The organism is Thiohalocapsa sp. ML1, assembly GCF_001469165.1.
Lineage (GTDB): Bacteria > Pseudomonadota > Gammaproteobacteria > Chromatiales > Chromatiaceae > Thiohalocapsa.
Genome location: NZ_JABX01000014.1, coordinates 36794 through 59147 on the forward strand (window position 1 = coordinate 36794; position 22354 = coordinate 59147).

Genomic DNA, 22354 nt, shown 5'->3' on the forward strand with positions numbered 1-22354 from the left:
GATTGGGCGGGCAGGCGGCGGCGCGCGCCCGATATGGGCTCGCGCGTCGGCGGGCGGAGCCTGGCCGCCTGCGCAGGCCGGGGCGTGACGGGATGGCGCCGGCATGCTCCTCATGACGCGCAAGGGGCGCGACGAGCCCGAGGGGCTCGCGGTTCCGGACAGCGTCGACGGCTTCGGCCTCGGCACCTACTGGATACTGGCCTACACCGCGGCGGCGCTGGTGCTGCTGATGGTGCTGCTCGGGGCGACGATCATCTTCGGCGCCAACGAGTCGCGCCTGATGGAGCGTCACCTGCGCGGCTACTCGGCGACGCTGGCGCAGGAAATGAGCAATCGCACGGCGGCGGTGCGCGGGCAGCTCAAACGCTGGCGCGACGATGCCGGTCTGCGTGCAGCGCTGCTCGACGGGCGCGCCGCGGCGCTGCGCGACAAGGAGGCAGAGCTTGGGCTCTTGGTGCCGGGCGCTCTCGCGGTGCTGATCTTCAGCCCAGAAGACATCGCGCCCGGCGGTGCCGCCTCCCGCCGCCTGAGCTTCGCCGGGCTGGACATGGTGCAGCAGGTGCTGCAGCAGGGTGCCATCTCGCCGCTGGAGGCGCACCGGGTGCGCCAGGAGGATGAGCACCTCGCCATTGCGGGCCCGGTCACCAACGGCGACGGCGGGCCCGTCATCGGCGTCGTGCACATCATGCTGCCGCTGTCGCTGTTGCCGCACGCGGTGTCCGAGGTGCCGGGGCAAAGCCGCTTCGTGTTCCGCCAACTGGTGGCAGACAGTATCGTGCCGGTGATGCCGGCGGAGGCGAAGGCGCCGCCCGCCGGCGCGCCGTCGGTGCGCTTGCCCATCGCCGACACGCGCCTGGAGCTGTTCGCCTGGACCGAGTCCCCGGGTTTGGTGGGCGCCGGACTCTTGCCACTGCTGGCAGGGCTGTACGGGCTTGCGCTGCTGCTGCTGGCCGCGGCGCTCGGCTTTCCGTATCGGCTGCTGCAGCGCGGCGTCAAGACCGACCTCGCGAGCATGCTGGCGCTGGCCGAGGACGCCGTGGCACAGCGACCGCTGCGCACCACTCGTGGGCGCGTGCGCGAGCTCGTTGCCACGACGGACAACCTGCGCCGGCGGCTGCGGGAGCTGGCGCCGGGGCGCAGCGTCGCCCCCAAGTCCGCGGCCGAGCTCGCGGTGCTGGCCGCGGAGGCCAACGGCAGCGAGGACGATGGCGTCATGGACCTGGACGCGGGCTTCGAGCTCAACCTGCCGGAGGACGAGTCCGATCGGCCAGCTCGGTCTGCACCCAACGCGGCGGCCCCGCCCGGCAGCCGCGCACATGCCAGCGTCCCCGCGCACATCTTCCGCGCCTACGACATCCGCGGCCTCATCGGCGAGGAGGTCAACGAGCAGGTGATGCGCCTGCTCGGGCGTGCCGTAGGCAGCGAGGCCGCGGCGCAGGGACAAAGGCTCTGCATCGTTGCGCGCGATCAGCGCCCGTCCGGCGCGGCCTTCGCAGCGGCGCTGACGGCCGGTCTGCGCGAGAGCGGCTGCGATGTCATCGACCTGGGCATCGCGCCGACACCGCTTGCCTACCACGCGGCCTTCGCACGGGGTGCGGCGAGTGCGGCCATCGTCACCGCGAGCCACAACCCGGCCGACTACAACGGGCTCAAGGTCGTGCTCGGCGGGCGTTCGGCCAACGAGGACCAGATGCGCGGCCTACGCGAGCGTATCGTCCGCGGCGAGCTTGAGCGCGGCGCCGGCGGCTATGCCGTCCTCGACTACGTCGGCGACTATATCCGCGCGGTCTGTGACGACATCGCGCTGGCGCGGCCGCTGAAGGTCGTCATCGACTGCGGCTTCGCGACGGCGTGCCGCGTCGCACCGGCGCTGTTCAGGCAACTGGAGTGCGAAGTCGTCGAGCTCGACTGCGATCTCGACCCGGCCCAGGCCGATGCGCACATGCCGGACCCCTCGCAGCCGCAGAACCTGTTCGGGCTGGGCGACGCGGTGCTCGGGCAAGGGGCGGACATCGGCCTGGCATTCGATGCCGACGGCGATCGGCTCGGCATCGTCGACTCCGCCGGCAGGTATATCTCCGCGGACCGCATGCTGATGCTGCTGGCGTCCGACGTGCTCTCCCGCAGCCCGGGCAGCGACATCGTCTATGACGTCAAGTGCAGCCATCACCTAGGCGCCGCAGTGCTGGAGCATGGCGGGCGGCCCGTCATGTGGAAGTCCGGGCACAGCTTCATCAAGCAGAAGGTGCGCGAGCTCGGTGCCCCACTCGGCGGCGAATACTCGGGCCACATCGTCTTCGCCGAGCGCTGGAACGGCTTCGACGACGCCTTCTATGCCGCAGCCCGCCTGCTGGAGGTGCTGGCCCTGGACCCGCGCACCAGCACCGAGGTCTTCGGCGCCCTGCGGGTCGGCATCGGCACGCCGGAGCTGTTCGTGCCGCTGCCGACGGGCGAGGAGGCGAGCATCATGCAGGCGGTGCTGGGGATGGCGGACCGGCTCGATGGCGTCGAGGTGAATATCATCGACGGACTGCGTGCGGAGTTCGACCAGGGCTGGGGCCTGATTCGCGCCTCCAACACGCTGCCCGGACTCATGTTCCGCTTCGAGGCCGACGATCAGGCGGCGCTGGAGAAGATCCAGGACCTGTTCCGGCGCATGATGGACATGGTGGCGCCTGACCTGGAGCTGCCTTTTTGAGGGGCTAGGGGCTAGGGGCTAGGGGCTAGGGAAGCGTTTCCGCTTGAGGGGCTAGGGGCTAGGGGCTAGGGAAGCGTTTTCCGCCAGCCGTTCGTCGAAATCGAAATCGAAATCGAACCGAGTTGCAGCCGATCCCGATACCGATTTCGATAGCGATTTCGATAAGCGATGAGCGCGACTCGTCGGTCCGAGGCGTTGCGTCGCTCGGGGCTAACGCCGAGCCGCTCCTTGGCCCTTGGCCCTTGGCCCTTGGCCCTTGGCCCTTGGCCCTTGGCCCTTGGCCCTCATGTCCGTTCCCTAAACGTCCGATAGTGCTCGTGTAATCGCCCAGATGTCCGTTAACGAAGATCGCGCTCAGACCATCGCCCGTGTCCTCACCGAGGCGCTGCCGTACATCCGCCGCTTCTCCGGCAAGACGATGGTGATCAAGTACGGCGGCAACGCGATGGTGGAGCAGCGCCTGAAGGAGGGTTTCGCCCGCGACATCGTGCTGATGAAGCTGGTCGGGCTGAACCCCGTGCTAGTGCACGGCGGCGGCCCGCAGATCGGCGCGCTGCTGGCGCGCCTCGGCAAGGCCAGCGAGTTCGTCGACGGCATGCGCGTGACCGACAGCGAGACCATGGACGTCGTGGAGATGGTCCTGGGCGGCCTGGTCAACAAGGACATCGTCAACCTGATCAATCAGCACGGCGGTGTTGCCGTGGGGCTCACCGGCAAGGACGGCGACCTGATCCGGGCACGCAAGCTGGTGCTGCGCCGCGACGCACCGGAGCTGGACGCGCCCGAGATCATCGATCTCGGTCACGTCGGCGAGGTGGAGAGCATCGACGTCAGCGTCGTGAACATGCTCGTGGGTGGCAACTTCATCCCCGTCATCGCCCCCATCGGGGTCGGCGCGGACGGCCGCTCCTACAACATCAACGCGGACCTCGTGGCCGGCAAGGTGGCGGAGGTGCTGGGCGCGGAGAAGCTGATCCTGCTCACCAACACGGCGGGATTGCTCGGCGCCGACGGCGCGCTGGTGCGCGAGCTGGATCTCGCCCGCGTCGACGGGATGGTGCGCGACGGGGTCATCACCGGCGGCATGCTGCCGAAGGTCCGCTGCGCAGTCGAGGCGGTGAAGGCGGGCGTGCGCGCCGCCCACATCCTCGACGGGCGGGTGGAGCACGCGGTGCTGCTCGATCTGTTCACCGACGAGGGCGTCGGCACCAAGATCAGCCCCCGTTAAGGCGCTGCGCGCCGAATCAGCCCCCGTTGAGGCGCTGCGCGCCGAGATTCCCAAGCGGCATCGACGCGGTCTCGGCGCTCGTATCCTCGGCGGATTCGAGCGCGGCACGGAAACCCTTCAGCACCTGCGATCGGGCATCGGTGCGGCAGGCATCCTCCTGACCGGGGGAATAGCTGGTGCATTGCACGTCGAGAAAGATCGACGCACTACCGCCGCCCTTGCTCCAGATCCGCGAGACTGTGAGCGCGATGTCGTCGCGCTCCTTCGGTGCCGCGGTCATGGCAACGTCCTTGCCGAGGGACTCGATGGGGAGGGTCGCGTGGCGGCGCACGTAGTTCAATGCACGCTGCCAGAGTTGCTCGCAAACAACCGGATCAGCACATTCGACGAGGTTATCGAGCACCGGCCGGCGCGTCGCCACCGCCTCCTTCGGCACCGCGGAGGCGGGCAGATTCTTGAGCTGGCGCAGGCGCTTTAGGTCCCGGTCGAACTTGGCGCGGATCTCCTGCTTCTGCTGCTCGCGCGCGACGATGCTCGTGAGCGCCTCCTCGATGGAGCGCTCCGTGCTAGCAATGCGCTCCTTGAGCTGATCCGACACGCGCTCGCCCTTGCGCTCGAGGTCCGCCGCATCGGCGCGCAGTTGCGCGAGCCAGTCCTGCTGACGGCGAATGTTGGCCTTCTTGAATTGGACCATCGTGTCGATGTCCGACAGATTGCCCTCGCGGGTCATGATTAGGTCATCAACGCTCTGGAAGGTGTTCAGCAGCACGCGATCATCGGCCCGCTGCTGGTCCAGCATGCGCTGCTGCTGAGCGCGCAGGCGCTCCAGCTCGCGCTCGCGCTGGATCTGTTCCGGCGTCTTCGCCGGCGCCACCGTGCGCACGCGCAGGCCCTCCGGCGAGAGCTGGGTGTGGCCCTTCTCGACCTCCGTCGGCGGCATGACGTCCGAGTAGTGGATGTTGCCCTGGTCATCGACCCAGCGATACAACTGCGGCGCGGCCAGTGGCGCTGCGCCGGACACGAGCAGCAGCGCCAGCAGCATGCCAAGACGTAGCGCCGTTGGGAGCCGGCTCGGCCGGCGCTGGGAGGGGAGTCGCTGGACTTGTGTCATGGCTGATCTGACAGAAGTTGTATCGGCAAAGGCGAGGACGAAAGCAGTACTCATGCAGGGCGACGAGCTCCCGCGGCCCTTCTCCTTGTGGCCCGCCTCCCTATAGGCCTTCTCCCTTGGCCCTTTCTCCCTTGGCCCTTCTCCCTTGGCCCTCCCGCATGCTCTGTGCGCCGTCAGGAAGCCCAGTCCCGTGCCGCACCCCGCCCTGCAGACAAAAGGTAGTCGAGCGAGGTTACGCCGACTGCGATGTGGAGCATGTTTCGCGGTCGGCGTCACTGCGTGTTGGCTGCAGCGTGAGACCCACGCCATAGTTCTCCCGATATTCTGCCAACGAGGCGTGAAAGCCACCCTGATCGCCATGCTCATCGAGGTAATCCACCAAGTCGTGCAGGGTCACGATGCTGACCGTGGCGATGCCATACTCCGCCGCGATCTCCGCCGTCGCGGCCAGCGCACCGGCGCCGCGCTCGCAACGGTCGAGGGCGATGAGCACACCGGCGGGCTCGGCCCCAGCGGCGCGGATCAGCGCCACCGACTCGCGCACCGACGTGCCCGCGGTAATAACGTCGTCTACAATCAGGACACGCCCCGCCAGTGGACTGCCGACCACGCTGCCACCCTCGCCATGCGCCTTGGCCTCCTTGCGGTTGAAGGCGAAGGGCAGATCCCAAGCGTAGTGCTCGGCCAGCGCGATGGCGGTGCAGGCGGCCAGCGGAATGCCCTTGTAGGCGGGACCGAACAGCATATCGACGCCGAGCCCGGAATGGCGCAAGGCTTCGGCATAATAGCGGCCCAGCCGAGCCAGCCCTCGCCCCGTGCTGAACGCGCCGGCATTAAAAAAGTAGGGACTTTCCCGGCCGGACTTGAGCGTGAAGCGTCCAAAGCGCAACACCTCGGTCTCGATCGCGAAGGCGAGAAACTGCCGCTGATACTCATGCATTGGACGGGCTCCGATGGATCGTGGTCGATATTGCCACAAACAACACACCGCGTGCATCTCTGCCGATGGCGCGCGGCAGCATCTCCGGGCGGGCCGGCATGCTAACCTGGTTGCGGCGAGGCACGTATGCCGAGCGCGATTCTGACCGCTTTCATCGTCGGCTTGCTGGGCGGCGTGCACTGCGTGGGCATGTGCGGCGGCATCGTCTCACTGTTGAGCCTCGGCATGGCGGCGGAACGCCGCGCGAGCCTCACGGCCGCGCTGCCGCTGCAGCTCGGCTACAACCTGGGGCGCATCTTGGGCTACGGCGTCGCCGGGGCCTTGGCGGGCGGGCTCGGGGCGCTGCTGGCGGGCTCGGGCGCGCTGCTGCTCGGTCAGCGGGCGCTGTACGCCGTCGCGGCGCTGGTGATGATCGCACTCGGGCTCTACCTGGGTGGCTGGTGGCGTGGGCTGGCGGCCGTGGAACGGGCGGGGGGCGTGTTGTGGCGGCGGCTGGAGCCCATCGGCCGCAGGCTTCTGCCCATTCGCCGCTGGTGGCAGGCGGTAGCCGTGGGCCTCATCTGGGCTTGGCTGCCCTGCGGGCTCGTCTACAGCGTGCTGATCCTCGCGCTCGGCACCGGCTCGCCGGCAGCGGGCGCCCTGCTGATGCTCGCGTTCGGGCTCGGCACGCTGCCCAATCTGCTCGGCATCGGCCTGCTGGCCGGCGCCGCCGCGCGCTACATGGAGGCAATCTGGTTCCGCCGCGCCGCAGGCCTGGTCGTCATCGGCTTCGGCGGCTATGCGCTGTGGCAGGTGGCGGCGCCCGGCTGAGCTGCGTTACGCCGCGTCAACCTAGCGAGGCAGAGCCTCGGACCTGATCATCGCTATCGAAATCGCTATCGAAATCGCTATCGAAATCGGGATCGGGATCGGGATCGGAAAGGGCCAAGGGCCAAGGGCCAAGGGCCGAGGAGGCCTGCCTTGGCCCTCGGCCCTCGGCCCCTTTTGCCGCTAGGGTCAAGCCTCCGTAGCCCGGTCCAGCCGTCGCACCGGGGCGCCGTCGCTGGTGACCAGATACGGCGCGCGCCGCGCTGGGGCCTGGGGGCCGGGCTCGAAGTCGATGGCGTTGCGGATGTTGCGCAACAGCGTCAGTTGCCTTGCGAGCTGCGCCCGCTCGCGGACGAGGCTCGCCCGCTCGGCATGCAGGTGCTCGCGGCTGGTCTCGACGCGCTGATAGCGTCCGAGGCGCGCCTCGGCGCGGGCCTTGCGCGCCTCCACCGCGCGTACCGGCGGCGCCAGGGCGGCGTCGAGCCAGCCGTCCACGGCGTCGCGCAGGTGGTCGAACAACACCCGCGCCCGCTGCACGAGCCCGCGCTCGAAGCGCGCGACGGCGGCGCCGCGCGGGCAGAGCAAAAGCTCCTCGCTATCGATCCAGCGCACGGCCTCCGCGTACAGCAGCTCCATTTCGTGCCGATAGTGCGTCAGCGAGAACGGCGCCGGTGGGTCCAAATCGAGACCGAGCTCCGCGCGGAGCGCGGCGTAGATGTCTTGCACCTCGCGCCCGAGCCGCGCGCTGTCGGTGCCGACGCGGGCCACCACGCCGCGCAGCTCGTCGAACAGCGCCCGCATGGTCTGGCGCATGCCGGCCGTGGTCCAGCGCTCGGCGAGGCGCGCGCTCGCGCGCCCTGCCAGGTGCTCGAAGGCCGCGGCGCAGAGCAGGCCCCGTGCGTGCTCGGCGTGCGCTCGCAGCAGGCGCTGGGCGCCCCTGACCTGCTCCACGCCTTGCACGTACAGGGCCTCGTCACGGCGCACCAGCTCCAGGGAGCGCGCCACCAGTCCCGCGCTCTGTGCATCCAGGACCTCCAGCTCGGCCATGCGCTGCTCGGTGGCCGCGGTGCGCGCCTCCAGCCGCGACATGGCGAACCGCAGCAGGGCACCAATGCTCGCCTCAACGCCGCTGCGGCAGGCCTGCCGGCGCTTGGCGATGACTTGCTCCGCGAGCAGCGACTCCAAGGCGTCGATGCCGCTCGCGCGCAGCCGTGCCGGCTTGTCGGCAATCTTGGCGGCCAGGCCCGCACGGGCGCATACCGCACGCACCAGCGCGCGATCGATGCCGAGCGTGGTGGCGGTGCGGTGGCGCAAACGCTCAAGCGTGCTGCCGCTCGGCGCCTCCTCGACGGCGCCGAGCGCGCCGCTGCGCGTCAGCGCCACCAGGGTCACCGGGGCTTGCACACCCGCCGGCCGCAGATGCTCGCGCCAGAGCGCGAGGTCGCCTGCCTCGACACCGCGCTCGGCGGCGATGGTCATGACCATACCGTCGATGGCCGCGAGCAGCTCCGTGTAGAGAGCGGGATCGCGCGCCATGGCCGCGCGGCCCGGCAAATCGAGCAGCACGAGCCCGCGCTTTAGGAGCGGATGCGGAAAGCTCAGCACCGCGTAGCGCCAGCAGGGGATCTCGACAGTGCCCTCTTGATCACCGGTCGCCGCCGCGCCGGCGAGCCCCGCCGCCTGCGCCAACTGCAATGGTTTGGTGCGATGGACCTCGGCCAAGATCGCGCTGATCTGCTCCGGCTCCTGCGGATGCAGCGGTAGCCGCACCCAGCGCTCCGGCTTCTGTTTCATCCCGGCCAGGGAATCGGGCTTGCCGAGGTACTCGATCGGCAAGAGCTTGAGGCACGCGCCGCCGTCGCTGGGCTGCCAGCAGATCTCCAGCGGACACAGGCTCCCGGTCGCGGCGATGGGCAAAAGCTGGCGCAGCTCGGCAAAGAACAGCGCGTTCATCAGCTCCGTCTTGCCGCGTTGCGACTCGCCGGCGATGGCGATGCAGAGCCTGTCGCCTTCGATGGCGGCAAGCGCACGCCGCAACCGCGCGTCTGTCTGGGGCGTGCCGGCACCGACGCTGCGCAGCCAAGCCCTCATAACGTGTACGGCCCGTGTTGCCCGGGACCGCCACTTAGCGTGCACGACCAACTGCTCGCGCAGCGGAGCCTGTACTGTGTTGTCGTGTCCCGAGCGCATCGGGTGCGCCTCCATCGAGCCGCGATCGGACAACCTTGTCAGCGTTGGAGGGCGGGATGACTGCCCTGGATGACTCGAATTCTAACCGCGCGTCAGGCGTTATCCCGTGCGCTGGTGCGACATTCGGCCAGAGGTAGCGGCAAGACGACCGGCGCATCGATGAGAACGACCTTGGAGCGCCCGTGTGCGCCGCCGGCGAGCCGCACCCGCTGCCGCGGCACCCCGCAGGCAACGGCGAGAAACTCGACCAGCCGGGCGTTGGCCTTGCCGTCCGCGGGTGGTGCCTTCAGCCGCACGCGCAGCTCGTCGCCGAGGGGCTCGCCGAAGGCGTCGTCCCGCGCCCGCGGCTGCACGCGCAGGTTGAGCCGCAGCGTCTTGCCGTCCCAGCGATACCAGCTCAAGGCGCGGGCGGAAGGGTCAGAACGGGCTGCCGGTGAGCGCGCGCAGCGGCGGCAACAGCAGCATTTGCAGCAGCACCAGCCCGATCATCGCCACCATCGGGGATAGATCGATGCCGCTGATGGCCGGCAGCAGGCGCTGCGCGGGCTCAAGGATCGGGTCCGTGAGACGGTTCAGGAGGCTCACTGCAGGGTTGTAGGGGTCCGGGTTGACCCAGCTCAGGATCACGCGCACCAGGATTGCGAACAGGAAGATGCTGATGATGAGCCCAACCAGCGCCGGCACGGCCCAGGCCAGTGCGATGAGCGGCCGAAAGCCGAGCCCGAGCAGCCAGGCGAGCAGCGTCAGCTCCACCGCCTTCAACACCCAGGCGAGCACGACGGAGGCGATGTCGATGCCGGCGTAGCCCGGGATGACCTTGCGCAATGGCCGCAGCACCGGCGACGTGAGGGTCACCACGAACTGCGAGATGGGGTTGTAGAAGTCCGCCCGCGCCCACTGCAACAGGAAGCGGATGACGACGATGCTGATGTAGAGCCCGAACAGGGTCTTGATCAGAAAGATCAGCGGTTCGGTGAGGTAGGCCTGGGTCATGCGTCGGCTCCGAGCAACTGGGACAACTCCACGGCGCGGGCACGGGCGGCGGCGACGGCGCGGGTCACCAGCGCCTCCAAGCCGCCCTCGGTGAGCACCTCCAGCGCGCGCTCGGTGGTGCCGCCGGGCGAGGTGACGCGCCGGCGCAGCTCTTCGGGCGATTCGTCGCTCTCCATGGCCATGCGCGCGGCGCCGAGCGCGGTCTGGATGCTCAGCAGTCGCGCGGCCTCGGGCTCCAGGCCCTCGGCGACGGCGGCGTGCTCGAGCGCCTCCATCAGCAGCAGGAAGTATGCGGGCCCGCTGCCGGACACGGCGGTGACGGCATCCAGGTCCCGTTCACCGGCAACCCAGCGCGTGAGCCCGCCGGCGCGCATGATCTCCTCGGCGAGGTTGCGCTGCGCGGGCGTGGCAATGGCGTTGGCGTGCAGCGCGATGGCGCCGGACTGCACCAGCACCGGCGTGTTCGGCATGCTGCGCACCAGCGGCACCGGGCGGCCGAGCCAGGCACAGATAGACGCCTCGGTGACGCCCGCCATGACGGAGACGACGAGCGGTGCGGGCTCACGCAGTTGCCCCGCGAGCGCGCGGCAGACCGCGGGCGCCACCTGCGGCTTCACCGCGAGCACGATGACCTCCGCATCGGCGACGGCCGCCGCATTGCTGTCGGTGGTGTGAATGCCATGCGCCTCGCCGAGCCGCGTGCGCTGCTCCGGCAGCGGGTCGCTGACGGTCAGCGCCGTCGGCGCATGACCATCGGCGATGAGGCCGGCGACCAGGCTGCGGGCCATGTTGCCGCCGCCGATGAAGGCGATGCGGGTCTGACTCAGTGGCATGTTGAGATCGACTCCCTATGGTGGTCGAAAATGGTGGCTGCGAAACGTGGCTGCGAAACGTGGCTGCAAATGGCGGCTGCAAAACGAGGCCCGCTGTGCGGGCTCGACGCCGGGCGGTGGCGCCCGACGCCTGCGCGAGCGTCAGCGGTGCGCGGTGCCGACGCGTGCGCCGAAGATCGCGGTGCCCACGCGGACCATTGTAGCGCCCTCGGCGATGGCCGCTTCCAGGTCGTCGGTCATGCCCATGGACAGGGTCGGCAGCGGCAGCGCCGGTGTCGCGAGGCGCTCGCGCAGCGCCCGCAGCGCGGCGAAGGGCCGACGCTGCGCGGCGAGGTCGTCGGCCGGTGCCGGCAGCGTCATCAGTCCCTGCACGCCGATGCCGTCGATGCCGCGGCAGGCGGCGATGAAGTCCGCGACGGCCTCGGGCGCGAGCCCGCCCTTGCTCGCCTCGCCGCTTAGGTTCACTTGCACGCAGCAGGCGAGCGGGCCGAGCGCCGCCGGGCGCTGCGCGCCGAGCCGGCGCGCGTGCTTGAGCTCGCAGAGGCCGTGCACCCACGCGAAATGGCCCGCGATGTCGCGCGTCTTGTTGGTCTGCACCCGGCCGATGAAGTGCCAGGTCAGCGGTAGGTGCGCGAGGGCTGCCTGCTTGTCCAGCGCCTCCTGCACGTAGCTCTCGCCGAAGGCCGCCTGGCCCGCGGCATGGGCCGCGGCGACGCTGTCGGCGCCATGCACCTTACTGACGGCGAGCAGCGCGACGCTGCCGGGCGGGCGCCCGTAGCGGGCCTCCGCGGCGGCGATGCGCTCACGAACCCGCGCGAGGTTGTCCGCGATGGTCAGGGCGAGGTTTGCGGTCATGCGGTTCGTCGGTGGCGCTCAGTCGTCGGCGTGTTGGTGCTGGCCGGCGGCGTCGGTGATCTGCGCCACCAGCGCGCGCAGGGCCTGGCCGCGGTGACTCAGGCGATTCTTGGTGTCGGGGTCCAGCTCCGCGGCGGCACAGCCATGGGTCGGCACGAAGAACAGCGGGTCGTAGCCGAAGCCGTTCTCGCCGCGCGGCGCGCGCAGGATGCGCCCCTCCCAGGTGCCGAGACAGATCAACGGGGTCGGGTCCAGCGGATGGCGCAGATAGACCATGACGCAGCGATAGCGTGCCGTGCGCGCGCCGTCCGGCACCTCGGCGAGGTCCGCAAGCAGCTTGTCGTTGTTGGCCTGATCGTCGGCTCCCGGGCCCGCGTAGCGCGCCGAGTAGATGCCGGGGGCGCCGTCCAAGGCGTCCACCTCGATGCCGGAGTCATCGGCGATGGCCGCAAGTCCGCTGCCCGCCGCCGCATGGCGCGCCTTTAGGATCGCGTTCTCGACGAAGCTGAGCCCGGTCTCCTCGGCCTCCGGGAGGCCGAAGGCCCGCTGCGGCTGCACCGCGACACCGGCACCGGCGAGCAGTTGGCCGATCTCGCGCAGCTTGCCCGGGTTGTTGCTGGCAAGCACGATGTCGCTCGGTCGGTGCACAGGCATGGTGGGATGCTCCGGGCTTGGGTTGTCGCAGGACCGGCGTCGGCTGCCCTCAGGCGCCGGCGAGCACCGCGCGCTGGATGACGATGAGCTGACCGATGCCGGCGGTGGCGAGGTCCAGCAGCGCGTCCAGCTCCGCGCGCGAGAAGGCCGCGCCCTCGGCGGTGCCCTGCACCTCGATCAGCCCGCCGGTCGCGTTCATCACGACGTTCATGTCGGTTTCCGCCGCACTGTCCTCGGCATAGTCCAGGTCCAGCACCGGTGTGCCCTGATAGATGCCAACGGACACCGCGGCCACTTGCTCCTTGAGCGGCCAGCCGGTCAGCAAACCGTCGGCGGTCAGGCCGGTGAGTGCATCATGCAGCGCGACCCAGGCGCCGGTGATGGCGGCGGTGCGGGTGCCGCCGTCGGCCTGCAGCACGTCGCAGTCGAGCGTGACGGTGCGCTCGCCCAGCGCCGGCAGGTCCATCGCCGCGCGCAGCGCGCGCCCCACCAGGCGCTGGATCTCGAGCGTACGCCCGCCCTGTTTGCCGCGGGCGGCCTCGCGGGCCGTGCGCTCATGCGTGGCGCCGGGCAGCATGCCGTATTCGGCCGTGACCCAGCCTTTGCCCGCGCCGCGCAGGAAGGGCGGCACCCGCTCCTCGACGCTCGCGGTGCACAACACGCGCGTGGCGCCGAATTCCACCAGCACCGACCCCGCGGCGTAGTGCGTGAAGCCGCGTGTCAGGCGGACCGGGCGCAGCTCGTCGGGCGCGCGCTTCGATGGGCGCATTCGGGTTCTCCTATGGCGGTGAAACGGATCGGGGGCAAGGCTGGTGCGCGGGTGCTCAGCCGAACTGCAAGTGCTGCTCGCCGTGCTCCTGCATGACGCGAAGCATCGCGCCCGCGTCCGGCGGGCGGCGCTCCGGAACCAGGTCGGTGGACTGGTCGATGAGGGCGAGCAGCCACTGCGGGTATTGATCGGCGAACAGCTCCAGCGACGGCACCACCGCGTCGTCCGCCAGGCGCTCCGGGGCCGGTTGCATGGTATTGCCCTCGATGCAGCAGCGCAGGGACGCGCCGACGGCATACACATCGGTCCAGGGGCCGATCTTGCCGCCCTGGCGGTACTGCTCCGGCGGCGAGTAACCCGCGGTGATGACATGGCTCGCCGTGCTGCCGCCGATGGTCAGCACCTGCGCGGCGCCGAGGTCCAGCAGCAGCGGGTCGTGCCCGTTGCGCAAATGAATGTTGCCGGGCTTCACGTCCAGATGCAGCATGGCGCGGGCGTGCATCGTGTGCAGCGCGTCCAGCAGCGGAACGAAGATCCGCAACAGGAGTGTCGTGCTGAGCCCGCCGCCGCGCTCGTGGACGAACTGGCCCAGATTCCGCCCCCGCTCGTGCTGCATTACGATGTAGCCCGTGTCGTTGCGCATGAACATGTTCAGCACCGCGACGATGTGCGGATGGGCGAGGGAAGCCATGACCTTCGCCTCCTGAAAGAACAGCCGGCGGTTGCGGTAGAGCGACTCGCGCTGCTTGCTATCCACCGGCAGCAGCCGCCCGTCGCTATGTCGGCGCGCGAGGCGCTTGGGCATGAACTCCTTGATCACGACCTCATCGCCCGTCTCCTCGTCCTCGGCAAGGTAGATCAGGCTGAAGCCGCCCTTGCCGATGGTATCGACGATGCGATAGCAATCCAGCGTGGTACCTGCTTCGAGGCTGTCGCGGGCGTGGCTCATGCGGCGCTCTTGCTGCGGCGTCTGCGGGGTGCGGGCCTCAGGTCAGGGCCGCAGGGCATGCGTTCGGTTCCGGCGCCTCCGGCGCAACGCCAGCGCCGAAGCCCGAGCCGGTATGATAGCCGCTGCCGCGCGCTGTCGCGCCCCCGATGGGGTCGATGCGCAGCGCGCTTGCCGCCCGCGCCGCAGGCTCGGCACCGCCGCCCGACAACCCCACCCGCAAGCCCACACCGAGGTGAGCACGATGACACGCAGCATGACGGCCTTCGCCCGCGAGAGCAGCACCGGCGCATTCGGCCAGCTCACCTGGGAGCTGCGCTCGGTCAATCACCGCTTCCTGGAGCCGCACCTGCGCCTGCCGGACGACCTGCGCGGGTTGGAGACGCCGGTGCGCGAGCGTCTCGCGGCAAGGCTCGGCCGCGGCAAGGTGGACTGCACACTGCGCTTCGCGCCGTCAGCAGACGATGCGGGCGTGCTCAAGGTCAATCGGCGGCTCTTGGAGCAGCTCCTGGTCGCCGCGGACCAGATCGCCACGCGGCTCGGTGAGCCCGCCACACCGCATGTCATCGACCTGCTGCGCTGGCCGGGCCTGCTGGAGGAGCCAGCGCAGGACACCGACGTCATCGCCGCCGCGGCCCTCGCGCTGCTGGAGCAGGCACTGGACAGCCTCATCGCCGCCCGCGAGCGCGAGGGCGAGCGGTTGCGGGCGTTGCTGCTCGCGCGCTGCGAGAAGCTCGCGGCCGAGGTGGACGCGGTGCGCGCGCGCATGCCCGATGTGCTGACAGCCGTGCGCGCCCGCATTCGCGAGCGGCTCGCCGAGGTCAAGGCGGAGCTCGATCCGGCCCGGCTGGAGCAGGAGATGGCGCTGATCGCCCAACGCCTCGACGTGGACGAGGAGATGGACCGCCTCAAGGTGCACATCGCCGAGGTGCAGAAGTCCCTCGCCGGCGACGTGCCGGTCGGCCGGCGGCTCGATTTCCTGATGCAGGAGCTCAACCGCGAGGCCAACACCCTGAGCTCGAAATCCGCCGACGCCGAGACCACCCACGCCGCGGTGGAGATGAAGGTGCTGATCGAGCAGATGCGCGAGCAGGTGCAGAACCTGGAGTGACGAGCATGCCGCAAGAAGCCAACGTTGCCGAGGCCGCCGCCCGCGGGCTCCTGTTCATCGTCTCGGCGCCGTCCGGCGCCGGCAAGACCAGCCTCGTGAAGGCGCTGCTCGATCAGGACTCGGGCCTCGCGCTGTCGGTGTCCTATACAACCCGCGCCCCGCGCGACGGCGAGCAGGACGGCGTGCACTATCACTTCGTCGACGCCGCCACCTTCGACCGCATGGCGGCGGCTGCAGCATTCGTCGAATACGCGCGCGTCTTCGGCAACGCCTACGGCACTGCTGCCGCGGCGCTCGGCGAGCAGCGCGACACCGGCACGGACGTGCTGCTCGAGATCGACTGGCAGGGCGCACGCCAGGTCCGGGAGCGCTTTCCGGATGCCGTCAGCGTGTTCATCGCCCCGCCGTCCCTTGCCGCGCTGGAATCAAGGCTCCGCGGTCGCGGCAAGGACAGCGACGAGATCATTGCCGGGCGCATGGCCCAGGCGCGAGACGAGCTGAGCCACCACGACGAATACGACTACCTGGTCGTCAACGACGACTTTGCCACGGCACTCGGCGAGCTCCACGCCATCGTCATCGCCGAACGCCTGCGCGAGCCGCGCCAGGCCTGCCGGCACGCCGCGGCGCTGCGGGCGATGCTCGGCGGCGGCTGAGCGCCGCGCTGCGCTCGGTGGGCTGCGGGCGCCATTCCGCTCCGAGGGCCGAGGGAGCCCGCCTCGGCCCTCGGCCCTCGGCCCTTATTGGAGGAGATGTTGCTGGCCGCGCGGCGGGCTGCCGAAAGGGCACAGCAAGAGCGGACGCAGTTCAACAGCGGGTTGAAGGCAGCCTACTACGATGTTCTGACCGTCCCACGTGAGCAGGCCGCAGCGCTCGATCTGGACCCCAAGGAATTCGGGCTCGCCGATTACGATCCCGACGCCTTGCTGCAACAGGACCAAGCCGCCTAGCCGGCGCGGCAGGCCTTGATCGTAATCCCGACCAGCGCCGAGGGCTCCGTGCGTAGCCACGGCTTCCAGCCCTGACTCCGGTAGGCCAGGGTGGCCTGACTACGCGGACCGCGCGTCCGTGGTCGAAAGTATGATCAAGGCCATTTCTGGTCAGCCTGTCGTTTTGGAGAGAAGCGGGAAACGCTCAGGCTGACGAATCGACTGGACCGAAAGATCAACGTCAATCGCCGGCCAATACAGATGATCTTCGGTCGGACGCTCAACGTTGCAGAGTTGCTCAATCGTTGCGGACTTGAACCAAGGGAAGTCTGAAAACGGCACTGCAAGTTCTTCATCGTCAAGCAGAAGCCATAAGCAGCGCTTGGATATGCTCGTGACTTCAGCCGCCAAAGCGGACATTCTGGCTGAATCCTTCAACACCGCTCGCAGTCGCCGTAGGCCTTAATCGGCTTCAAATGCGGCAAGCGGAGGCCGTTGTCGCAGCACACTTTACGGAGATCGAAGATGCCTGGCATCGTGCCTCCGCGTCCGGGTGCGCGACATGAACATGGATATGGGACTCCTCGCGAGAACAGAAGAACAGTTGGCACTGACCGTCGCGGGCAATTTACGGACGCTGCCGGGGGGGGTAGCCCCATACCATTACCCATAACTTTCCCCGATGCTGCGCTGAGCCTCAAGTGCGAGGACGAAATCGGGGATGCGTTGCAGGCCGATCCAAAGGGTTTTCGATCCGGGAAAGCCGTCGCCCTTGCGATTGAGAAAGCCGCCGAGGGTGGCGACCATGCGCACCATGGTGTCGAGGGATGGCGGCACGGCGGGTGGTGGCTTGCGCTGGGTCACCAAATAGACCGCCTTCCATTCTTCCTCGGCGAAGACGCTGTCGCAGGGCATTTCCGGGCAGTCGCGTCCGAGCATGGTCAGGTACAACACACGCCAGGCGATGATCATGTAGAAGGCCAGCGCCGGCTCGAGGCGCTCGCGGGTCTCCAATTGCAGCTGCTCGACGCGGCAGCCGCTTTTCAAGACCTTGAAATAAAGCTCAATTTGCCACCTGCAGAGGTACCAGGAGAGGGTTTCGGCGGCCTGCTCGGCGCTCTCCACCGGCAGGTTGGTCAGCAGCAGCCACTCCAAGGGGTCTTCGCCTGCGGGCGGGTGTGGCTCGGTGGCGAGCAGTGCGGTGACGGTGACCTCGGCCAAAGTGCGGTCGGGGCGCGGCGGTGGCTTGAGGGTGACGCGCACGGCCTTGATCTGTTGGTGGACGGTGCGCGCACGCCGGCCCTTGGCGGGGGGGCGCTCGAAGCTGATCTCGCTGAGCACGGGGGCGGCATCAAGGACTGCGCGCAGCTTGCGTCCATCGGCCAGCAGCCGCTCGGTATGCTGCACGCGCACCAGCCAGTCGGCGCTGCGCTCGGGACAGGGGGCTTCGACGAACAGGTCGTAGATGTCGCCTTCGCGGTCGGCGATGTAGGTGATGCGGGTGTCGGCCAGTGTCTCGGCCAAGGCGTTGACGCGAGCAAAGCCATCGATCCAACGCACGCTCTCTTTCTCTTCGAGGGGGCGATTGCGATCCTTCTCCTGGCCGATGCTGCCGGGCTCACGCACCCAGGTGTAGGCATCGAGCAGTCCGAGCGGAACCCGCTCCGGGGTCACCACCAGGGTCGGATGCAGATACATCCCCCAACGGGTCTCGTAGTTGAGCGGGCCGAGTCCGGCCATGCTGGCCTTCTTGGTGGTGTAGTCCAGCTCAGTGGTGTCCTGAATGCACAACACCCGCCGATAGGCACGCAAACGCTCCTCGGTGCAGGCGCTATGCGGGGCGAGCACGCGCTCGGGCGTTACCTCGGCGTGGTCGAACAGGCGGTAGGCGGCGCGGGTCTCGTCCCAGCCCCCGCAGGCGGCGGGAATGCTCAACGTCGGTTTCTCCCCCAGTTTCTGCAGCAGGCGGCGCGCGCGGCGATCGAGGCGGCGATCGCCAAGATCGATGGCGCCGAGCTCGTCGGCCAGCGCACTCATCGCACCACCCCCAGCGCGGCGCGAAACCCCGCCGTCAGCGGGTAGACGTAGACGCCCTTGCGCGGCAACGCCGCCTGATGGGTGCGATCGCATTTGCCGCGTCCGGTGGTCTCCCCCAGGTAGTGCCAGTTGGCGGCACGGTAGCAGGTGCCGGCAAAGCGCGGCCGCTCGACGAAGGTCTCCAACAGCACCACCCGCTCACCATAGCGCGCGGCAAAGTCCTTGGGGATCCGCGCCGCCGCCAGCGCCAGGACCTTCGAGGCGAGGTGCTTCACCCGCACCCAGGGCAGCAGCAAAAAGCGCGCGTTGTTGAGCACCCGGCCCAGGTGGGCCTCGCGACAGGCGGCATCCCAACCGATCCAGCGATCGCGTACCGCCACCTTCCAGGCCGCCGCGCCGAAGCCGATCGCGCCCAGCACGCCACCCTCGCAGTGGACCAGGTAGCGCAGCTGCGCCCCCGGCAACGGCGTGTAGCCAAGGTAGTGATAACGCGCGATCAACCCATTCCACAGCCTTGATGCGCTCGCATCAAGCACCGCTTCCAGCCGCAAGCCGCCGAGATCCCCGACCGTGCCCACGACCGCGACCGGCTCCGGCCAGCGCTCCGGACCCCGCAGCAGACCACGACCGTTGCCATTGCCTCGGCTCGGCGCCGGCAGCTCGATCAGCCCCGCCCGATGCAGCCGCAGCAGCCCCACCCGGGCGCTCATCAGCTTCGGCCGACCCAGCGCATCCGTCCACTCCAGCGCCCGACACACCCGCCGTGCAATCTCCGAGCGCTGCGGCGGCTCCGCCGCCACGATCTCAGCGCGGATCCGCTCCAGGTCCGCCGCATCGAACGGCCGACCGCACAACTTGTCAGGTATGCCCACGCCCATCTGCTCCAGCCCCATCAAACTTGATGGGGCCGGATTTCAACAGGTCCGGCTCAGCGTGTCCAGCCCCTCGGGCTCTCTGTCCCCACTGAGATGTGGGTAATGGCATGGGGTAGCCCCTGAGGCCTACGAATCAGTGGATGCAATAAACTGTCACCGCGACGCGGGCAGGCTCAGATTACCGTGTACACCATAGGTTACCAATCTCCGCGAGCAAGTCGAGAAGTCGAAGATCCGAATCGGAATTTGCCTCTTGGCGCATCCTCGCAAGCTCGTTCTCAAGCTTCTCTGTAATTCTCGCCGAGTTATTGGATTCGGCGTACGTCTTGAAGAATAGAACCCAATGGTTGGCTTCAACACCCGATACGCGATGCGACAGCATGCGGTCAATATAGGTATCCATAACTCCTATGCGCGCGACTCGACCAAAGTTGCCGCCACTGTCGCTGCTAGGTGAATCGTTGACTTTCGACTTCGGCGGCGGATAGGGCTGAATTACTCCGGGCGGTGGGTTGATCGTCGTGTTGCCAGCCGAGTTGCGCATGTGCTTCCACCAAAAGTTGCGGTACTGGGCTACGAAGCGAGCCTGCTCAATGTAAGGCTCATAGACGATCGGGATACCCGATAATACGTTCTTCAGGTGCCAGGGCACGACAACCAATAGGTCGTACTCGGAACATGCCGCGGGTGTTACCTTGTACCGAAAACTCGGCACGCCCTCTTTGGCTAGGAGATACCAACCCTTAAGCTCTACTCCCAGTACCGTATTGATTTCCCCACCTGTTCTCGATATTAGGCGAACGTCCGGAAACGTTTGCGATGAACGCTCGAAATTATGCTCGGGCCATTCGTCATCCGGGTCCCACACTTTCCTTACGCGGTTCAAAGTGTCAACGACTTGAATCTCTATAGAACTCCCCAGAACCGAGTTGAGATTAAACAAATCTACAGCCTCCAGCCCCTCTATGTGAGTCCCAGATTCATAATAAACCGGGATCGCTCTAAGCGCATCCTTTACGTTGTCGAGGAGCTTAGCAAGTGCAGAGTTTCCAGTTGGGATAGATGTCCGAGTCGGCGCCGCGGGTGGATTAGGCACGGGCAATTCTCCAGAGATAGAGCATTTCTATGGTTCGATTGGCGCTTGTTCGTTGAGCGCTTGGGCTCGCTCTGTCTCCGAAAGCCTGGCTGCGGCAAGCTCGAAGAATTCTTGGATGTTCTCGGCCGCGAAAGCTCTGCGCCCCATCTCCACGGCAGCAACCGATGCAGAGCAAAGCCCACCGAAGGGCTCCCATACCACCGCGCCACGCGGTGTACAGCATTTAATAATGCGGCGCATGAACTCCAGCGGCTTCTGATTCAGATGCGCCGCGGCATTAGGCCCTGGATTGTGTATTCGCGGCGCGGATCGGTTGCCTGTGCCCCGATAGCGCTCACGACCGTTCAACGGCGGATGCGCCCAAACGTTTGTCAATCCGTGGATATGCACCCAGCGATCACGAAACTCCGCCCACTCCGTCGGCGTCACCGGATTGGTACCATCGACTGCGAAGTACGGCCGTCCAGCAGGGTCGCCACGTTCATTTGCATACGCAACCAACCGGGCCATCATATCGGGCGGGGGAAAGTACCAAAGCCAGTCTTGCGTTAAGTACTTGCGCGTTGCAGCGTTCTTCACTCCGCATGCCTCGTTGGCGCGATCGAGCCTCAACTTCGCCCGTTGCCATTCATAGCGAAGCCACTCTTTGGCAAGCAATCTTCGCCCTTCACGCGTTTCGAACTCAAGGCGACGGCGATAGAAGGCACAGACCTCAGAAACTACAGGGAATTGGCGGATGGTATCGCCGTTGACGTTGCCCGCGATGTGGGCTATGCCTTTGTCCCACACGATTGTTTGAACGTACTCCCAGCCGCTCTCGATCAGCAAAGGATGAACCGTAGCCCAGCCCACCTCTGTGTTCCAAAACCATAGAGTTGTCGCTTGGCGTGCGGAGTGCGCCCAAGCCTGCACATGCGGACGATACCACTCAACCAAGTCAGTCGGGGTTCTCGGGTCTCCTGGGAATCCGCCGACGCCGTAAGCCCCATCTGAAATGATCGTTGACGGTGCCGGCCACGTAGAGTATACATCAGAGACATCGCCTAGGTGCAATCGCCAATGCGCATTATCTGGAACCGCAGTCCCCGGAGCATCGGGACTTAGATGCCTGTGACCGCACTCTTCGGCCACAAAGGGTAAGCCTAGTTGCGCTGGGCGAGGTTGTTGCACTGGCATAAGACTCTTATGCGGGCAGAGAAAGCCGCCGCGCATCCTATCGTTGTGGCAAAGTGGCGCAACATGCAAGCAGTCATCGAAAGTTTAAACGCCAATGGCCCAAACGCCAAGCGACTTGGAACCAAGCACATCACCGGCATCCCACAGTAAGCGCCATCAACCAGTAAGCCCCATCAACGAATTCAGGGACCAGCGAATTCATCAGCGAGCTCTGGGACAGGCCACGACCACGTCGGTAGGGCGGCATGCCGGCCGGGCCAATCGGTCGCCGACAAGGCGCGTGCCCATGCCTTGTCTAACTTATCCTCTGCCGTGTATCGTCTCCTCCAGTATCCGGCAGCGCGTACACCTCGGGCCGTTGCGACCTGAGTGTACGCCACCGTTGATCGTCAGACGAGCGGACGGGGTGGGGACGCCGATGAGTAACCCCGAGTTGCCAAGTCGGAGAGCGGCGTAGGCCGCGCGGGGACAGCGGGGACAGCATATTGACCGGCGCTCAAGCCGACGGCTGCCGGGCACCCACGGCAACTCAACAGCACCGCCGCCTTCGCAGGGTAAGGCGAAGCGTTTTCTGGTATTTTCAACGGTCGCCCGTCGTCCCGAGCCCGGCCCAGCCGCGCCCTGTGCACCCTTGTGTCGGTGGCCGGTCACGACAATGTTTCCTTAAGCCAAGGCTCGGCGATCGCCGGGCTGGGCGCCGCAACTCGATCAATTGGAGAGGCTTCCATGGCCCGTATTACTGTCGAGGATTGCCTCGATCATGTCGATAACCGCTTCGATCTCGTCCTGATCTCGTCCAAGCGGGCGCGTCAGCTCGCCAACGGCGTGGAGCCGATGCTGCCTTGGCAGAACGACAAGCCCACGGTCATGGCGCTGCGCGAGATCGCCGAAGGGCTGGTAAAGCCCGAGACCCTGGCCGAGGCCGACCGCGCCGCGGCCGACGCCGCGGAGGCGCTGGAGAAGGCGCTCGCGGCGGAGCTGGGCATGCGTGCCGAGGACGACGACGAGGCCTGACGGCCACTCGTCGGCGTCACTTGCAGCGCCCGAAGCTCGCCATGTGCAGCGGCATGTTAGTCGGCCGAAGCGTCCCCGGGACCACCCGGGAC

General features: G+C 67.7%; 22 protein-coding genes. 7 read left to right on the top strand and 15 right to left on the bottom strand.

Annotated elements, in window-relative coordinates; translation table 11 throughout:
• The first annotated feature begins 103 nt into the window (after positions 1–103).
• Both ML01_RS30545 and argB read left to right on the top strand, forming a co-directional pair.
• Positions 104–2698: a phosphomannomutase/phosphoglucomutase gene (locus ML01_RS30545; protein WP_254045217.1), complete on the top strand. Its 2595-nt coding sequence runs from the start codon at positions 104–106 to the stop codon at positions 2696–2698.
• A gap of 331 nt (positions 2699–3029) precedes the next feature.
• Positions 3030–3926, top strand: coding sequence for an acetylglutamate kinase (argB, locus tag ML01_RS10900; protein ID WP_058555429.1), 897 nt, complete (start codon positions 3030–3032; stop codon positions 3924–3926).
• A gap of 16 nt (positions 3927–3942) precedes the next feature.
• On the opposite strand, the gene ML01_RS10905 is transcribed toward argB, so the two are convergent.
• Both ML01_RS10905 and pyrE read right to left on the bottom strand, forming a co-directional pair.
• Positions 3943–5037, bottom strand: a complete 1095-nt coding sequence (locus ML01_RS10905) for a DUF4124 domain-containing protein (protein WP_162267999.1) — start codon at positions 5035–5037, stop codon at positions 3943–3945.
• A gap of 232 nt (positions 5038–5269) precedes the next feature.
• Positions 5270–5977 carry an orotate phosphoribosyltransferase gene (gene pyrE / locus ML01_RS10910; RefSeq protein WP_082674162.1) on the bottom strand — a complete coding sequence of 236 codons (708 nt, stop codon included), beginning with the start codon at positions 5975–5977 and terminating at the stop codon, positions 5270–5272.
• A gap of 126 nt (positions 5978–6103) precedes the next feature.
• Here pyrE and ML01_RS10915 point away from each other — a divergent pair, with 126 nt between their 5' ends.
• Positions 6104–6787, top strand: a complete 684-nt coding sequence (locus ML01_RS10915) for a sulfite exporter TauE/SafE family protein (protein ID WP_058555431.1) — start codon at positions 6104–6106, stop codon at positions 6785–6787.
• A gap of 186 nt (positions 6788–6973) precedes the next feature.
• On the opposite strand, the gene ML01_RS10920 is transcribed toward ML01_RS10915, so the two are convergent.
• The 8 genes from ML01_RS10920 to ML01_RS10955 form a co-directional block, all read right to left on the bottom strand.
• On the bottom strand, positions 6974–8875 hold the full coding sequence (locus ML01_RS10920) for a hypothetical protein (protein WP_058555432.1): 1902 nt from the start codon (positions 8873–8875) through the stop codon (positions 6974–6976).
• Positions 8876–9066: 191 nt separating this feature from the next.
• A complete protein-coding gene (locus ML01_RS10925) occupies positions 9067–9375 on the bottom strand; it encodes a DUF167 family protein (RefSeq protein ID WP_058555433.1) in 309 nt (102 codons plus the stop codon).
• Positions 9376–9391: 16 nt separating this feature from the next.
• Positions 9392–9967 carry a YggT family protein gene (locus ML01_RS10930; RefSeq protein WP_058555434.1) on the bottom strand — a complete coding sequence of 192 codons (576 nt, stop codon included), beginning with the start codon at positions 9965–9967 and terminating at the stop codon, positions 9392–9394.
• On the bottom strand, positions 9964–10794 hold the full coding sequence (gene proC, locus ML01_RS10935) for a pyrroline-5-carboxylate reductase (protein ID WP_058555496.1): 831 nt from the start codon (positions 10792–10794) through the stop codon (positions 9964–9966). The genes ML01_RS10930 and proC overlap by 4 nt, the downstream gene beginning before the upstream one ends.
• Before the next feature lie 147 nt (positions 10795–10941).
• On the bottom strand, positions 10942–11655 hold the full coding sequence (locus ML01_RS10940; RefSeq protein WP_058555435.1) for a YggS family pyridoxal phosphate-dependent enzyme: 714 nt from the start codon (positions 11653–11655) through the stop codon (positions 10942–10944).
• Between the two features lie 18 nt (positions 11656–11673).
• Positions 11674–12309, bottom strand: coding sequence for an RdgB/HAM1 family non-canonical purine NTP pyrophosphatase (gene rdgB, locus ML01_RS10945; protein ID WP_058555436.1), 636 nt, complete (start codon positions 12307–12309; stop codon positions 11674–11676).
• 49 nt (positions 12310–12358) lie between these two features.
• The gene (rph, locus tag ML01_RS10950) at positions 12359–13078 is read right to left on the bottom strand and encodes a ribonuclease PH (protein ID WP_058555437.1); all 720 of its coding nucleotides are present in this window, start codon (positions 13076–13078) and stop codon (positions 12359–12361) included.
• A 55-nt stretch (positions 13079–13133) separates the two neighbouring features.
• Positions 13134–14027: a serine/threonine-protein kinase gene (locus ML01_RS10955; protein WP_058555438.1), complete on the bottom strand. Its 894-nt coding sequence runs from the start codon at positions 14025–14027 to the stop codon at positions 13134–13136.
• Positions 14028–14268: 241 nt separating this feature from the next.
• Between ML01_RS10955 and ML01_RS10960 the strand changes: the two genes are divergently transcribed.
• From ML01_RS10960 to ML01_RS10970, 3 genes are all read left to right on the top strand, one after another.
• Positions 14269–15135 (top strand): YicC/YloC family endoribonuclease, encoded by an 867-nt coding sequence (locus tag ML01_RS10960; RefSeq protein ID WP_058555439.1) that lies wholly within the window; start codon positions 14269–14271, stop codon positions 15133–15135.
• Positions 15136–15140: 5 nt separating this feature from the next.
• Complete coding sequence (gene gmk, locus ML01_RS10965) at positions 15141–15791, top strand: guanylate kinase (RefSeq protein ID WP_058555497.1); 651 nt, start codon at positions 15141–15143, stop codon at positions 15789–15791.
• Between the two features lie 96 nt (positions 15792–15887).
• Entirely contained in the window at positions 15888–16085 is a 198-nt protein-coding gene (locus ML01_RS10970) for a hypothetical protein (RefSeq protein WP_058555440.1), read from the top strand.
• A 150-nt stretch (positions 16086–16235) separates the two neighbouring features.
• Here the strand turns inward: ML01_RS10970 and ML01_RS27170 are convergent, their stop codons facing one another.
• From ML01_RS27170 to ML01_RS27175, 5 genes are all read right to left on the bottom strand, one after another.
• A complete protein-coding gene (locus ML01_RS27170) occupies positions 16236–16484 on the bottom strand; it encodes a DUF2442 domain-containing protein (RefSeq protein ID WP_082674163.1) in 249 nt (82 codons plus the stop codon).
• 243 nt (positions 16485–16727) lie between these two features.
• Positions 16728–18101 (bottom strand): IS4 family transposase, encoded by a 1374-nt coding sequence (locus ML01_RS10975; protein WP_058555441.1) that lies wholly within the window; start codon positions 18099–18101, stop codon positions 16728–16730.
• On the bottom strand, positions 18098–18994 hold the full coding sequence (locus ML01_RS10980) for a DUF4338 domain-containing protein (protein WP_254045218.1): 897 nt from the start codon (positions 18992–18994) through the stop codon (positions 18098–18100). The genes ML01_RS10975 and ML01_RS10980 overlap by 4 nt, the downstream gene beginning before the upstream one ends.
• A 160-nt stretch (positions 18995–19154) precedes the next feature.
• Positions 19155–20072: a hypothetical protein gene (locus tag ML01_RS28635; RefSeq protein WP_156427661.1), complete on the bottom strand. Its 918-nt coding sequence runs from the start codon at positions 20070–20072 to the stop codon at positions 19155–19157.
• A gap of 27 nt (positions 20073–20099) precedes the next feature.
• Positions 20100–21284: a DNA methyltransferase gene (locus ML01_RS27175; RefSeq protein ID WP_371258206.1), complete on the bottom strand. Its 1185-nt coding sequence runs from the start codon at positions 21282–21284 to the stop codon at positions 20100–20102.
• Positions 21285–21974: 690 nt separating this feature from the next.
• On the opposite strand from ML01_RS27175, the gene rpoZ reads away from it, so the two are divergent.
• The gene (gene rpoZ, locus ML01_RS10985) at positions 21975–22262 is read left to right on the top strand and encodes a DNA-directed RNA polymerase subunit omega (RefSeq protein WP_058555442.1); all 288 of its coding nucleotides are present in this window, start codon (positions 21975–21977) and stop codon (positions 22260–22262) included.
• Positions 22263–22354: the final 92 nt, after the last annotated feature.

Bases quoted from the DNA above. Each gene is read 5' to 3' on its own strand.
- rph (WP_058555437.1), bottom strand. From the start codon at position 13,078: ATGCGCCCATCGAAGCGCGCGCCCGACGAGCTGCGCCCGGTCCGCCTG.
- rpoZ (WP_058555442.1), top strand. From the start codon at position 21,975: ATGGCCCGTATTACTGTCGAGGATTGCCTCGATCATGTCGATAACCGC.
- ML01_RS10975 (WP_058555441.1), bottom strand. From the start codon at position 18,101: ATGAGTGCGCTGGCCGACGAGCTCGGCGCCATCGATCTTGGCGATCGC.
- ML01_RS10920 (WP_058555432.1), bottom strand. From the start codon at position 8,875: ATGAGGGCTTGGCTGCGCAGCGTCGGTGCCGGCACGCCCCAGACAGAC.
- ML01_RS30545 (WP_254045217.1), top strand. From the start codon at position 104: ATGCTCCTCATGACGCGCAAGGGGCGCGACGAGCCCGAGGGGCTCGCG.
- gmk (WP_058555497.1), top strand. From the start codon at position 15,141: ATGCCGCAAGAAGCCAACGTTGCCGAGGCCGCCGCCCGCGGGCTCCTG.
- ML01_RS10955 (WP_058555438.1), bottom strand. From the start codon at position 14,027: ATGAGCCACGCCCGCGACAGCCTCGAAGCAGGTACCACGCTGGATTGC.
- ML01_RS10970 (WP_058555440.1), top strand. From the start codon at position 15,888: ATGTTGCTGGCCGCGCGGCGGGCTGCCGAAAGGGCACAGCAAGAGCGG.
- ML01_RS10905 (WP_162267999.1), bottom strand. From the start codon at position 5,037: ATGACACAAGTCCAGCGACTCCCCTCCCAGCGCCGGCCGAGCCGGCTC.
- argB (WP_058555429.1), top strand. From the start codon at position 3,030: ATGTCCGTTAACGAAGATCGCGCTCAGACCATCGCCCGTGTCCTCACC.
- ML01_RS10915 (WP_058555431.1), top strand. From the start codon at position 6,104: ATGCCGAGCGCGATTCTGACCGCTTTCATCGTCGGCTTGCTGGGCGGC.
- rdgB (WP_058555436.1), bottom strand. From the start codon at position 12,309: ATGCCTGTGCACCGACCGAGCGACATCGTGCTTGCCAGCAACAACCCG.
- pyrE (WP_082674162.1), bottom strand. From the start codon at position 5,977: ATGCATGAGTATCAGCGGCAGTTTCTCGCCTTCGCGATCGAGACCGAG.
- ML01_RS27175 (WP_371258206.1), bottom strand. From the start codon at position 21,284: ATGCGCGGCGGCTTTCTCTGCCCGCATAAGAGTCTTATGCCAGTGCAA.
- ML01_RS10940 (WP_058555435.1), bottom strand. From the start codon at position 11,655: ATGACCGCAAACCTCGCCCTGACCATCGCGGACAACCTCGCGCGGGTT.
- ML01_RS10980 (WP_254045218.1), bottom strand. From the start codon at position 18,994: ATGGGGCTGGAGCAGATGGGCGTGGGCATACCTGACAAGTTGTGCGGT.
- ML01_RS10930 (WP_058555434.1), bottom strand. From the start codon at position 9,967: ATGACCCAGGCCTACCTCACCGAACCGCTGATCTTTCTGATCAAGACC.
- ML01_RS10960 (WP_058555439.1), top strand. From the start codon at position 14,269: ATGACACGCAGCATGACGGCCTTCGCCCGCGAGAGCAGCACCGGCGCA.
- ML01_RS27170 (WP_082674163.1), bottom strand. From the start codon at position 16,484: ATGTCCGCTTTGGCGGCTGAAGTCACGAGCATATCCAAGCGCTGCTTA.